The 13,621-nt window shown below is 43.5% G+C and carries 9 protein-coding genes and 2 pseudogenes; 6 read left to right on the top strand and 5 right to left on the bottom strand.

Annotated elements, in window-relative coordinates:
- A pseudogene (locus LC574_RS05410) lies at positions 1 to 359 on the top strand (dolichyl-phosphate-mannose--protein O-mannosyl transferase); the annotation flags it as partial.
- Positions 360 to 406: 47 nt separating this feature from the next.
- Here LC574_RS05410 and trmB read toward each other — a convergent pair.
- Positions 407 to 1,054 (bottom strand): tRNA (guanosine(46)-N7)-methyltransferase TrmB, encoded by a 648-nt coding sequence (gene trmB / locus LC574_RS05405; RefSeq protein WP_229451851.1) that lies wholly within the window; start codon positions 1,052 to 1,054, stop codon positions 407 to 409.
- Positions 1,055 to 1,544: 490 nt separating this feature from the next.
- Here trmB and gyrA point away from each other — a divergent pair, with 490 nt between their 5' ends.
- On the top strand, positions 1,545 to 4,151 hold the full coding sequence (gene gyrA, locus LC574_RS05400) for a DNA topoisomerase (ATP-hydrolyzing) subunit A (protein ID WP_229451850.1): 2,607 nt from the start codon (positions 1,545 to 1,547) through the stop codon (positions 4,149 to 4,151).
- Complete coding sequence (gene lnt / locus LC574_RS05395) at positions 4,132 to 5,763, top strand: apolipoprotein N-acyltransferase (RefSeq protein WP_229451849.1); 1,632 nt, start codon at positions 4,132 to 4,134, stop codon at positions 5,761 to 5,763. Before gyrA ends, lnt begins: the two co-directional genes overlap by 20 nt.
- Positions 5,764 to 6,030: 267 nt before the next feature.
- On the opposite strand, the gene LC574_RS05390 is transcribed toward lnt, so the two are convergent.
- The 3 genes from LC574_RS05390 to LC574_RS37795 all read right to left on the bottom strand — a co-directional run bounded on the left by LC574_RS05390 (position 6,031) and on the right by LC574_RS37795 (position 8,577).
- Positions 6,031 to 6,852 (bottom strand): type 1 glutamine amidotransferase, encoded by an 822-nt coding sequence (locus tag LC574_RS05390; protein WP_229451848.1) that lies wholly within the window; start codon positions 6,850 to 6,852, stop codon positions 6,031 to 6,033.
- Between the two features lie 131 nt (positions 6,853 to 6,983).
- Positions 6,984 to 8,342, bottom strand: coding sequence for a Mur ligase family protein (locus LC574_RS05385; protein WP_229451847.1), 1,359 nt, complete (start codon positions 8,340 to 8,342; stop codon positions 6,984 to 6,986).
- A 103-nt stretch (positions 8,343 to 8,445) separates the two neighbouring features.
- Entirely contained in the window at positions 8,446 to 8,577 is a 132-nt protein-coding gene (locus tag LC574_RS37795) for a hypothetical protein (RefSeq protein WP_267871422.1), read from the bottom strand.
- 126 nt (positions 8,578 to 8,703) lie between these two features.
- Here LC574_RS37795 and LC574_RS05380 point away from each other — a divergent pair, with 126 nt between their 5' ends.
- Both LC574_RS05380 and LC574_RS05375 read left to right on the top strand, forming a co-directional pair.
- On the top strand, positions 8,704 to 9,291 hold the full coding sequence (locus tag LC574_RS05380; RefSeq protein ID WP_229451846.1) for a thylakoid membrane photosystem I accumulation factor: 588 nt from the start codon (positions 8,704 to 8,706) through the stop codon (positions 9,289 to 9,291).
- 290 nt (positions 9,292 to 9,581) lie between these two features.
- A complete protein-coding gene (locus tag LC574_RS05375; RefSeq protein WP_229451845.1) occupies positions 9,582 to 10,190 on the top strand; it encodes a hypothetical protein in 609 nt (202 codons plus the stop codon).
- Between the two features lie 517 nt (positions 10,191 to 10,707).
- Here LC574_RS05375 and LC574_RS05370 read toward each other — a convergent pair.
- A pseudogene (locus LC574_RS05370) lies at positions 10,708 to 11,145 on the bottom strand (IS4 family transposase); the annotation flags it as partial.
- A gap of 275 nt (positions 11,146 to 11,420) precedes the next feature.
- Here LC574_RS05370 and sir point away from each other — a divergent pair.
- Positions 11,421 to 13,337, top strand: coding sequence for a sulfite reductase, ferredoxin dependent (gene sir / locus LC574_RS05365; RefSeq protein WP_229451844.1), 1,917 nt, complete (start codon positions 11,421 to 11,423; stop codon positions 13,335 to 13,337).
- The last annotated feature ends 284 nt before the right edge of the window (positions 13,338 to 13,621 follow it).

The following is a 13,621-nucleotide window of genomic DNA, read 5'->3' as shown; positions in this document are numbered from 1 at the left end:
AAACCATAATTACTTGGGTAAAAGAAAAGCGTTTTTTAGTACCTAAAACTCTTAGTGTCGATACTTGGATTGCCTTGTATTTAGTTATAAATTATGCTGCTAACTTATTACCTTGGGTGAAAGTGACAAGGTGCGTTTTTATCTACCACTATATGTGTGCAGTGGTGTTTGTATTTTTAGCGATCGCTTGGTTTGTCGATCAGTGTCTTCGCAGTTATTATCAACAACTCCGGGCGCTAGGTGTCACCATTACTTTTATCATTCTGGCTGCTTTTATTTTCTGGATGCCCATTTATTTGGGTTTACCCCTCTCACCTCACGATTATAAGCTGCGAATGTGGTTCAACTCTTGGATTTGATTATAGCCGCATGAGGATTATCGTAGCTAGATTTACGCTGTGTTGTACTAGTCTGTATTTGTCACTCTTTTAAATAAAGTTCGATAAACAGGCTCACCCTTTTTTTGCGTACCTATTTCCCGTTCTGTGGGGACTGGTAGCGGATTTTCTGCTAACCATTCTTCTGTACCAATTCTCTGATAAGCTGGGTGAGCAGCAAAGCGGTCGCGCATTTCCACCGCGACAAATTCCATATCTGATTGCAGAAATACAACGGAACCAACCGCAAGATAATTAGCTAATTCTGCCACTAGTTCTGGTTGCACTACACGACGTTTAGCGTGGCGGGTTTTAAACCAAGGATCGGGAAATTGAATTGTAACACGCTGTAAACTTCCTGGCGGGAGGGAAGATAAAAGCGAGTGCAATGAGTTATTCACATTGCAAAATAAATAGTGCAGGTTTGTCAAACCTAACTCAGAACGTAACTTATTCGCCTCCACCACCAGAGGTTCCCGAATTTCTAAGCCAAGAAAATTCCAGTTGGGTTCTATTTTGGCCATATTTACCAAAAATAGTCCTTTAGCGCAGCCAATATCTAAATGTAGCGGTTGATTTGGCTTTGCATAAATTTTTTCCAAGTCTTGGGGACTTGCTGGTGTTTGATACTTTTTACCAAGTGGATTAACATGCTGGCGGACTCGGACTGCTGCCAAAATTTGCTCTCCTTTACGTCAAAATGTCCTGTTTATTCTGATACAAATTTCTGCGAATGTTCGTTTAATTACATCTTGGAAGGCTTTATCCAGTTCTGCTGTTTGTCTAAGTAGAAATGATCAACTATGGTTGAATTTTTCAGACCTTATTTAGTGACAAGTTTAATAAATAACGGTTATAAAAGTAAGAGCTTAATAAAGCCAATTTAGATTGTTGCCTTAAATTTACCCCGTCATCTTTCAATTTAAGTAATTTTGCACTAAGCAACCTTTTAGTTCACTGCTCTTGTTAATTAGGTAGAGCTTATAAAGTGTAAATTATTATACTCTTTCTTAACTATATATTTGGGTTAGCTTTCCAGGCAAAAATAGGCAATATTATGCTAGAATTATATCAAAATATGGCAATTATTCAAGAGCAATTTAGAATAATTTTGCGCTTTGTTGAATAAACAAGCTAAAATCTACGATTTTTGGAGATTTTTAGGTTATGACAACCTCACAGGAGAGGATTATCCCGACAGACTTGCGAAACGAAATGTCGCAGTCTTATCTGGAATACGCCATGAGCGTGATAGTGGGTCGGGCGCTGCCAGATGCCAGGGATGGTCTAAAACCTGTGCATCGTCGCATTCTCTACGCAATGCACGAGCTAGGTCTGCTCCACGATCGCCCGTTTAAGAAATGCGCCCGCGTGGTGGGGGAAGTGTTGGGTAAATATCACCCCCACGGTGACACAGCAGTATATGATGCCTTGGTGCGGATGGCGCAGGATTTTTCCATGCGATCGCCCCTAGTTAACGGACATGGTAACTTTGGTTCGGTAGACAACGATCCGCCAGCCGCCATGCGGTACACAGAATGCCGCTTACAAGCTTTAACTAGCGCTGGTCTACTGCACGACATCGAGTATGAAACCGTAGATTTCGCCGATAACTTCGACGGTTCCCAGCAAGAACCGACAGTGCTACCGGCGCGGATTCCGCAGTTGTTGCTCAATGGTTCCTCTGGGATTGCCGTGGGTATGGCAACCAACATTCCGCCGCACAATTTAGGCGAGTTGATTGATGCTTTGGTGGCTGTAATCCACAATCCAGAAATCACCGATGTTGAGTTAATGCAGCATGTCCACGGCCCAGACTTTCCGACTGGGGCGCAAATTTTGGGAACATCTGCCATTCGAGAAGCTTACACTACCGGGCGTGGTTCCATTACCATGCGTGGTGTCGCTAACATTGAAACCGTTGAACAACGGGGACGACCAGATAGAGAAGCAATTATCATTACTGAATTGCCTTATCAAACCAATAAAGCGGCGCTGATTGAAAAAATCGCCGAAATGGTGAACGAAAAGCGTCTAGAGGGTATCGCAGATATCCGGGATGAAAGCGATCGCGACGGGATGCGAATTGTCATCGAACTCAAGCGTGATGCTTATCCCCGCGTTGTACTGAACAACCTCTACAAACAAACGCCACTGCAAGCCAACTTTGGCGCGAACATGTTGGCGTTGGTGAATAGCGAACCCCAGGTACTCACCCTCAAACAGTTCTTAACCGTCTTCTTGGATTTCCGTATCGAATCCATTGCCAGACGTACCCGTTACGAACTGCGGAAAGCCGAAGAACGCGACCATCTCTTGCAAGGATTATTAATTGCCCTGTCCCACTTAGATCCAATTATTGTCTTGATTCGCCATGCTCCCGATGCGCCCACAGCCAAAGGCGAATTAATCACAACTTACGGACTCTCAGAAGTGCAAGCAGATGCGATTTTGCAGATGCAATTGCGGCGGTTGACTGCCTTAGAAGCAGACAAAATTCGTTTGGAACACGAGGAATTGCAAGCGAAAATTACCGACTTGCAAGATATTTTGGCACGCCGGGAGAGAGTGCTAGAAATCATTGAAACTGAAGTCGGGCAACTGAAAACTAGCTTCGCCACACCCCGCCGCACGGTGATTTTACCAGGGGAAGGGGAATTAGACGATCGCGATCTAATTGCCAATGAAAAAGCGATAATTCTGGTTACAAAGCAAGGCTACATCAAACGGATGCCAGTCAACACTTTTGAAGCCCAAAGCCGTGCTACCAGAGGCAAAGCCGCAGCCAAGGTAAAAGATGATGACACCGTTGAGCATTTCTTAACTTGCTGCGATCACGACAGTATTTTATTCTTTAGTGAACGTGGTGTTGTTTACTGCCTGAGAGCGTATCAAATTCCAGTGAGTTCGCGTACCAGTCGCGGCACACCAATTGTCCAGATGTTACCCATTCCCAAAGAGGAAAAAATCACCTCGATTGTACCGGTTGACGAGTTTAGCAACGAAGAATATCTGGTCATGCTCACCAAGGGCGGTAATATTAAGAAAACCGAATTGGCAGCGTTTAGTCACATTCGTGCCAATGGTTTAATTGCCATTTCCTTAGAAGAAGGCGACCAACTGCGCTGGGTGCGACGCGCCAGAGTAGAGGACAGTGTAATCATTGGTTCTCGTAACGGGATGGCGATTAACTTCCGGTGCAACCACGAACAACTGCGTCCTTTAAGTAGGGCGACTCGTGGCGTGAAAGCGATGAAACTCAAAAATAAAGATGAACTGGTGGGTATGGATATTCTGCCCGCAGCAATTCTTGAAACATTGGATATAGTTACAGAAGCCGAAATTGAAGATATCGAAACAATCGAAACAGAAGATATCGAAATTAGCGAAACTAATGAAGAGTCCGCAGAAGTGCCTAGTAATGGCATTGTTGGCCCTTGGGTGTTGGTAATTACAATGGGAGGATATGGTAAGCGCGTACCAGTTGCCCAGTTCCGCCTGCAAAATCGTGCTGGTCAGGGTTTAATGGCAACCAAGTTCAAAAACCGCAAAACCAAAGATAAGTTGGCAACCCTACGCATTGTCAACAATGATGATGATGAAATCATGATGGTGACAAATCGCGGTATTATCATCCGTCAAGCGGTAAATGCGATTTCTATCCAATCGCGATCGGCAACTGGAGTTAGAGTGCAGCGTTTAGACGAAGATGACGCCATTATCGGAGTGGCAGTAGTTCCACCTGATGCTGCCGATGCAGAAGAAGCAGAGTAAAAAACAGGGGGAGCAGGGGAGGCAGGGGGAGATATTTATCTCTTTACTGCCTTGCTTAATTGCCTTAGCTAGCGGCATTTTAATGGGGCTAACCGTCGCCCCTGTAGGTGCATGGTTGTTGGCTTGGATTGCTCTAGCCCCACTCTGGGTAATAATTCTCACCTCAGCCAAACGCAAAAACCAATCCTCCCCTGTTCCCCCTGCTTTTCTCTGGGGTATCGGTTATCACGGTGTCGCCCTATCTTGGATTACCGGAATTCATCCGATGACATGGTTGGGCGTTCCTTGGTTGCCAAGTTTGGTAATCACTCTTTTTTGTTGGGGATTTATTAGTGTTTTGGGAGGGGTATTCGTTAGTATTTGGGCGGCTGTGATGGTTCGCCTGAACGGACAAAAACCGTGGCTACGTATATTGATTGGTACAGCTGTCTGGTGTGGCTTAGAGAGTCTATGGAGTGCGGGACCTTTGTGGTGGAGTTCTCTTGCTTACACCCAAAGTCCGCACAATCTCGTAATTGTACATCTGGGGCAACTCTCTGGGCCTAATACTGTGACAGCAGGAATAGTTGCTGTTAATGGTTTAATTGCTGAAGGATGGACGAACCGCCAAGACGCCAAGGACGCCAAGATTTTCTCTGCGTCCTCTGCGCCTTGGCGGTTCGTTAATAAATATTGGGTTATCGCCACAGGATTATTAATTATCTTACACCTCATTGGTTTTATCTTATACACCCGTCCCATTGCCCAATTACCAGAAGCAGCCTTGAAAGTGGGGATTGTTCAAGGTAATATCCCAAACCGACTTTTACAAAGTTCCGAAGGGTTTCGTCGTGCCCAAGAAAACTATACCAATGGATATTTAACTTTAGCAGACCAAGGTGTAGATGCAGTCCTCACCCCAGAGGGAGCCTTACCTATTTTCCAGCGCAACTTGATGGAAACTGCTTTAGTTGCAGCCGTGAAGGAGAAAGGTGTAGTTGCTTGGATTGGGGCTTTTGGAGAACGGGGAGACAGTTATACAATTAGCTTGTTTACTTTCAACAGTAAGGGTGAAATTGTCAGCCGCTACGATAAGTCCAAACTAGTACCTTTGGGAGAATATATTCCCTTTGAAGGAATTTTAGGCGGGATAGTTCAACGCTTGTCGCCTTTGGAAGCACACCAAGTTCCGGGTTCGACAAATCAAATATTTGATACTCCTTTTGGTCGGGCGATCGCTAGTATATGTTATGAATCTGCTTTTCCTGAGCAATTTCGCCGTCAAGCTGCTGCGGGTGGGCAATTTATCCTCAGTTCTTCTAACGATGCCCATTACACTGCATCCATGCCATTCCAGCACCATGCACAGGATATCATGCGGGCAATTGAAACTGATAGATGGTCAGCACGGGCAACTAATACAGGATATTCAGGCTTTATAGATCCTCACGGCAGAACCTTGTGGATATCTGGATATAATACTTACGAAACTCATGCTGAAACAATTTATCGGCGACAAACGCAGACTTTATATGTGCGTTGGGGTGATTGGTTGACACCGTTGTTATTGATATCCTCTGGAGGAGCTTGGCTACTAATTCAACTTGGGCATACAAAGAAAATAAGCGATTAGTAATTAACTTTTTTCCCTTATCCCAGGATAGTACCTCAGAACACAACTTATATCATGTCCGCCAAATTACCCATAATAAAAGAACCCCACCCCGCCAAAGCTGTGCTTTGTCTCCCCTCCCGAAGAGCGGGGAGGGGTTGGGGGTGGGGTTCTTCGGGTTTAATAAGTAATCAAGCGGACATAATATAAGTCCTATACGGATGCAAAGGCGTTGGATGCAACCTTGAAGCTAGCACCACAGGAAAGTTTAGCAGCTTATGACCTAGCTTATTTAGAATTGGCCGCAGCAGCACTTGGTAAACTCACTTTCAATCGCTTAAACATCGCTTCTCGTGCTTGTGCAGCGAGGCTATCGTCAAAAGGTTTTAAGGTAATTTCTTGCTGATACTTTAGCCGCAATGCTGTTTGAATTAACCAATCGGCAACAAAAGGATTTTTTGGTAATAAAGGGCCGTGAGAATAAGTAGCGATCGCATTCTGATAAAATGCTCCTTCTGTCCCATCTTCACCATTATTTCCCAAACCGTACACCACTCGCCCCAAAGCTTCCACTTTTCCCAACTTGGTGCGTCCACCGTGATTTTCAAAACCTACCAAATATGGTGTGCTACCCGTCATCTCTTTTAAATCTCGCGCCAGACGTGAAGCTGTCACTTCAATTACCAAGTTGCCAATACAACGCTTAGTATTTTCACCAGGATGCACGGAAACTAAATCGAGTATTCCCAAACCATCAATCCGTTGTCCCAAGCCTGGTTCATAATAATGTCCCAGTAATTGGGGTGAACCACAGGTAAATACTCCCGGTGTTCCATTTTCAATCTTCTCGCGCATCGCGTCAGCTTTTGCACCCTGCAAATCACGCATGACAATTTCTTGCTGACGATCTTGTGCGCCACCACCAACGATTACATCTACAGTTTTAATATCTGCGGCTGTGGCATTTTGATCTAGAGGTAACAATTTAACATCATATCCCCGCCACTCGGCGCGACGTTCTATAGTAATTACATTACCGCGATCGCCATAGGTACTCATCAGCGTCGGATACAACCAACCTATTGTTAATTCCATATTTTGATAAGTCATAAATTTAGGGAATGGGGAGTAGAGAATGGGGAGTGGGGAGTGGGAAATTAGGAATTGAGAATGGGAAATTGGGGAAATAATTTCTCTTTTCTTTACCCCTACTCCCTATTCCCCACTCCCCATTCCCCAATTTAAAGAATTTTCCGCCCAGTCAGGACTTCTCGCACTTCTAACATCGCTGAGTAGGTGGGCAGAATATGCAAAGTTTCATTCTCTGGTGTATGCTCTAATGCAGTTGCGATCGCCTGTCGCAAATCTTCTTCGACAATTAAATTTAACTTACTCTCAGGGGACTTTTGGCTGTAACGTAGACGTAGTGCCATATCATAGACGCGATCGCCACTCACTACTAAAGTCCCGCCGCGTTCGACTAATTTCTCGGTATCCACGTCCCAAATCCAGGATACATCAGTACCATCGGGCGTGCGATCGTTCAATACTAGCAGTGTAGTTTTATCTGTGCTTTGAGTAACTACGCGAATGGTTTCATTCGTCCCCACAGGATTTTTTGATAATAATATCCGCACTCGTTTACCGTTAATTACCAAATCTTCCGCACGACCAAAGGCAGCTTGGAAGGTATTAATAGTATCTCTGATTGTTACTTCATCAACTCCCAACTCAATAGCCGCAGTAGCAGCAGCTAAAGTATTATATTTGTTGTACAAACCAACTAGAATTTGCGACCATTCACTACTTTCTAGAGTCGGTTTACTTTTACTAAAACCACACTTAGGACAAGTAAAATCTCCCAAATGAGACAAATAAACACCTTTGTAATCTAGAGAATGTCCACATTTGGGACAATAAATAGAATCAACAGCGTGAGGAATTGCTTCTAAATAATGTTCTGGTTCATTCAAGCCAAAGAATAACACCCGTTGAGGTAACTGCTGACCGAGGTTAGATAAAGTTGGGTCATCAGCATTGGGAATTACCACTATTTCTGGTGGTAGGGTAGAAATAACTTTTGTCCAACGCTTACTAATTGTGTCTACTTCGCCGTACCTATCAAGTTGGTCGCGGAACAAGTTTAAACAGAGAATAATTCGCGGCTGGAGTGGCGTTAATACTCTTGGGACAATATTTTCATCAACTTCCAAAATGGCGTAATCAGTATTTAGCGTACCTAGTAAGTTGGTGCTTTCTAACAGCGCCGTCATCAAGCCATTTTCCAGATTTGCACCTGTAGAATTATGAGTAACGCGGTAGCCTTTGCGTTCTAATATTGTGCATAAAAGCAGGGCTGTAGTGGTTTTGCCATTAGTACCAGCAATTAAAATCACTCCATTTTTAACTTGCTGACTCAATAATTGTAAAAGTCGGGGTTCAATGCGACGAGCAATCGAGCCTGGTAATACACTAGCAGCACCCAGACGGAGCGTAGGCGCAGCCCGTCGAAGACATCGCACTATAAACGTTACACTTTTTGCCACTGACACCGCGAAACCCAATCGCAGCCTATCTATGAATTGTATTTTGTTTCCCACATCGGTATCCTAGTCGAATGGCAGTTGCTAATTGAAAGTATTTAATTGCAAATTTAATATGCGTGAGTTTAGCGAATTTTGACTTAAAAAGCCAGCCTTGACATTACGAAAAAGGAGATGAGGGGGATGAGGGGGATGAGGGGGATGAGGGGGATGAGGGGGATGAGGAAGAATTTACTCCCATGTCTCCCCCATCTCCCTCATCTCCCCCATCTCCCCCATCTCCCTCATCCACTTCCGAGAGATAATCTCAGTAGGCGTTATCTTAAAAAGTAGTGCGCGGGCGTAATTAGATATCCAGCCCAGTTTGCCAAATTCAGCACAAACTCACGACAAGTAGTAGCTTGCAAGGTTCTTTTTGATGAATAGCACAAAGTTTCTTTTTTTACATAAACAAATTACTGGCTGGCGAAGGTGGTTGTCCAAATGCCTGTTGTTGCTTGCAAGTCTTTTCATTATAAGTATGCAACCTGCATCTGCTGGTCTTAATAATGATTTATATGATGGCAACATTTTTGTCGTTTATGCTGGCAATGGTTCATTGGTTCCTCCCAGACAGACACTAGCACAGGCTTTAGCGGAACATAAACCCATATTTTTGGCCTTTTATTTGGATGACAGCAGCGATTCCAAAAGATATGCTATTTCCATTTCACGGGTACAGGAATTCTATGGTCGGGTAGCAGAAATTATGCCTATTAATGTAGATGGTATCCCGCTTAAACAGACCTACGACCCTACAGAACCAGGATATTACTATTCTGGGGCTGTTCCTCAAGTGGTGGTATTTAATAAATCAGGTGAGGTCGTTTTAAATAAAAAAGGTCAAGTACCTTTTGAAGAGATAGACGATGAATTTCGTAAAATCTTTGATTTAGTACCACGCACTGAAACAGCACAGCTAAAACGGCGAGCCTTTAATGAGTTTAGTAGTGAGTTAGCTAAATAACTTATGGGGTAGGCCAAATTGGTCTGCCCTAATTTTTAGTGATATCTGTTACTACATTGCCGCCGATGTCAAAGCATAATATTGAAATATCTGTGTTAACAATTCAGGAAATTACAGCAGTTTTCATGTATTTGAACCACATCTGTTGTAGGGGTTTAGCAATGCTAAACCCCTACCGCGTGGTCTATTTACCTGAAAATAGCTGTAATCCATAGTCTATAGTCCGTAATCAATGCTCAATGCCCAATGCCCAATGCCCAATGCCCAATGACTAACTAGAGTGTATTCTAATGTCAAAGGTTTACACGACCCAGGAGCTAATTCAAATTTTGGCAGCTGAACGCCAAGCCTGCCTCAAGGGAGAACGCTTAAAATTAGAAATACCAGTCTCTGGCAATCCTGTAATTGACCAGTTTCTCATAACTGATGGGCTGCAACAGTTCACTGCCTATCAAGATTTCAAAGCTGCAATTCATGAATATCAAAGGGAAAATCAAGTTTCAGGTATTATTTGGCGGCAGGTAACAGTCAAAGGTAAAAACTTGAACTATCCCGAAATAGACAGCGAGTTAATAGCCCTCACCAGTGACCTAGAGATATTAAAAACTGCTAGAAATTCTATCGTAGAATTTTGGTATGAAGTCTCTATGGGGATGGATTTATACTTGAGTTTCAATAATAATAAACAGTACCAAAAAATTGTCACATCTGATGTAGAGAGAATTGTTCAAATAACAGAATGGGCAAGTTTGTGCAAGTGGGAAAATTCTAGCTTTTTGGAAATGATTTTGCAGCTAGGATGGGGTAAACCAGAAGAAGCTTGTTATAAACGAGGAAGACCGCAATCGGGTAGTGAATATATTCATGCAGTCAATCCTGGTAATCGTCCCATTGGTTGAGTGAAGAGGCGGGGGGCAGGGGAGAAAGATAGGACTTACGCATTGACAAGAAATACCATATACGAATCGTATTTGATTTTTGAAATTATCTGGCGGGGAGTGGGGAGTAGGGAGTAGGGAATAAGGAATTAGGCTTTTCGAGTTGTACCGAGCTTTTTCAGAAATCAAATATTAGTCCTATATATGGAGAAGGAGAAGTTTAAAAACTACATCTTTCGTAAGGGCCAATACGGTTCAGTTAGAGCCAAAAACCTTAACCTGCGTAGGTTGGGTTGAGGAACGAAACCCAACATTTTTCGGGGTTTGTTGGGTTTCACTAAAGTTCAACCCAACCTACAATTATCCTTAACCCAAGCGTATTGTCGTAAGGGCACAGCATGGTCTATTGACGATCGCAGGATAATTAAGAAAAGCCTGAAAACTTCCAGGAGCATTTCTCATTCCCTGGCTGATAACCAGAGAATAAGGAAATCCTAACTTGCAGTTAAATTACCCCAACTTACAATACCTTCGCCAATTATGAAGTGGTGACAGAAGGCTTAGGAGCGTGAATACGCCCCAGCGAGGATATTCTATCAAAAATTTGAGATAATAAAACCTTGTGTGGCTTTTTCGGAAGCATCTTAATAGTTTCCTCTACATATCGAGTACCCCGGAAATAAGCTTTGAGGTCATGTATTCCGGCACTGTGATGATGAACGCGAAAATCTTCAAGGAGGCGATGGGAAAGATTCACCATAAAAAACGAGAGATTAGCAGCGTTAGTCACTGCGTTCTGGGATACATTCATGAAATCTTCCAAACCCCAAAATTGTTTAGCATCGCGAAAATTGAATTCAATCTGGAATCGTAAGTTGCTAACAATTTCCTCGTCTACACTAATGCCAAAGTCGGACTTGGTGCATACCAAAATAGCGATACTCCTGCTGTTAGCATCAATGGCGGTTTTGGCTATCGCTTCAAATAAATGATTATTGAGTCCTCAGTCGCTCTATACTTTAGTTAAGTACTCAGGACTCAGCACTGGCTCAACGCCCCGCTATTGCTAACAAAACTTACTACTCCAAAAAGCTGGTTTTGTTAAGTGTTACATTACTGACAAAGCCGGCTTTTGCCGTGGTAAAATTAAAGTATTCCTCATTATTCCGGCCGGATTACCGGGGATAAAATAGCCGAAGGGTGCTGATTCGGCGTCTACTAATGCTTTATTGAGAATACTATACAAGTCTAATGGTTAAATCTGCTCCTTCCCCGATCGCAACCCGTAAGCCTTCCAAAGTAGAAGGAATCAAGGAAAATAGTAATTTTTTGCGTGAACCTATAGCAACTGAGATCCTTCAAGACACTACCCATTTTACCGAAAATGCGGTGCAGCTTTTGAAGTTTCACGGTTCTTATCAGCAGGATAACCGCGACAACCGCACCAAGGGACAGGAAAAAGATTACCAGTTTATGCTGCGGACAAAAAATCCAGGTGGTTTAGTACCGCCGCAGCTGTATCTGGCTTTAGATAAAATAGCTGATGAGTATGGCAACCAAACGTTACGAGCAACTACCCGTCAAGGTTTCCAACTCCACGGAATTTTAAAGAAGAATCTTAAGACAGCAATTGCCACGATTGTCAATAACCTGGGTTCAACTTTGGGAGCTTGCGGTGACATCAACCGCAACGTGATGGCACCACCAGCCCCATTTAAGAATCGCCCAGAGTATCAGTATGCTTGGGAGTATGCCCAGAATATTGCTGACTTGCTCTCAGCACAAACAGGCGCTTATTACGAAATTTGGCTAGATGGGGAAAAAGCAATTAGTGCTGAAGAGAATCCAGAGGTGAAGGCGGCGCGACAGCGTAATGGGAATGGCACAATTATTCATAACAACGAAGAACCGATTTATGGCACGCATTACATGCCCCGCAAGTTTAAAATTTGCGTGACGGTGCCAGGTGATAATTCTGTGGATTTGTATTCCCAAGACCTGACGTTGGTAGTAATTACTAATAAAAAGAAACAGCTAGAAGGATTTAATATTTTTGCTGGTGGTGGTTTAGGTAGAACACACGGTAAAGAAGAAACTTTCGCTAGGTTAGCAGACCCAATTGGTTATGTGGCGAAGGACGACGTTTACGACATAGTGAAAGCGATTGTTGCTACCCAGAGAGATTATGGCGATCGCACTGATCGTCGTCATGCCAGATTAAAATATCTAATCAACGATTGGGGCGTAGATAAATTCCGCGCTCAAGTTGAAGAATATTTCGGTAAATCAGTCGAAGCCTTCAAACCACTGCCAGAGTTTAAATATTACGACTTCCTTGGCTGGAATGAACAAGGTGATGGCAAGCTATTCTTAGGAATTTCCATTGAAAATGGTCGAATCAAGGATGAAGGTTCGTTTCAACTGAAAACCGCTTTGCGGGAAATTGTCGAACAGTTCAACTTGTCCATCCGTCTGACACCCAACCACAACCTAATTTTTTACGATATTGAACCAGATAGCAAGCAAGCTATTCAAGACATTCTCAGCCGTCACGGTGTCGGAGACGACCCTAGTAAAATCGAACCTTTAGTGCGGTATGCAATGGCTTGTCCGGCTTTGCCCACTTGCGGCTTGGCAATTACGGAATCAGAACGGGCAATACCGGGTATTTTGGAGCGGGTTCGCGCCCTTTTGGATAAAATTGGTTTACAAAACGAGCATTTTGTGGTAAGGATGACAGGATGCCCCAACGGTTGCGCTCGTCCCTACTTAGCAGAATTGGGCTTTGTCGGCAGCGCTCCAGAATCTTACCAATTATGGTTAGGGGGTTCGCCAAATCAGACTCGACTGGCACAACCTTACACCGATAAGCTGCACCATAATGATTTAGAGAGTTTCTTAGAGCCGATTTTTGTTTACTTTAAAAAATCTCGGAAATCAAAGGAAAGATTCGGTGATTTTTGCGATCGCGTTGGTTTTGATGCCATCCGCGAATTTGCTACTAGCTACGAACCTAACACGGCTAATGCTGCAAACAAATCGCGCCATCGGGTGAATTTGAAAGAAGAGGTTTATAGCAAGTTGAAGGAAGTAGCCCAAAGCCAAGGTAAGCCGATGACTCAGTTAGTGACTGAAGCGCTAGAAGCTTACTTCCAGAATCTTTCGTAAACCGAAAAATTGAAGATAATGAAATCAAAGAGAGACACAGATAAATCCATCTGTGTCTTTTGCGTAAGTCCTAATACACTTAGTACAGGATTTCATAAATTCGTGGCCAATTGAGGGTTTAAGTTTAAACGCAAAGGGGCGCAGAGGTAAGCGCAGAGGAGCGCAAAGCTGTACTTAGCAACTGCTTCCCCACTTAATTATGTACGGCTTACACCCATGCCACAACAGATAATGTAATCAGGTTGAATTGCATTAATTTTTTCCATTAGGGACTTCCAGAAAAT

The organism is Nostoc sp. CHAB 5715 (assembly GCF_020829685.1).
Taxonomy (GTDB): Bacteria; Cyanobacteriota; Cyanobacteriia; order Cyanobacteriales; family Nostocaceae; genus Nostoc.
Note: the sequence above shows the minus strand (reverse complement) of the source record. Positions and strands in the feature narration are given on the sequence as shown.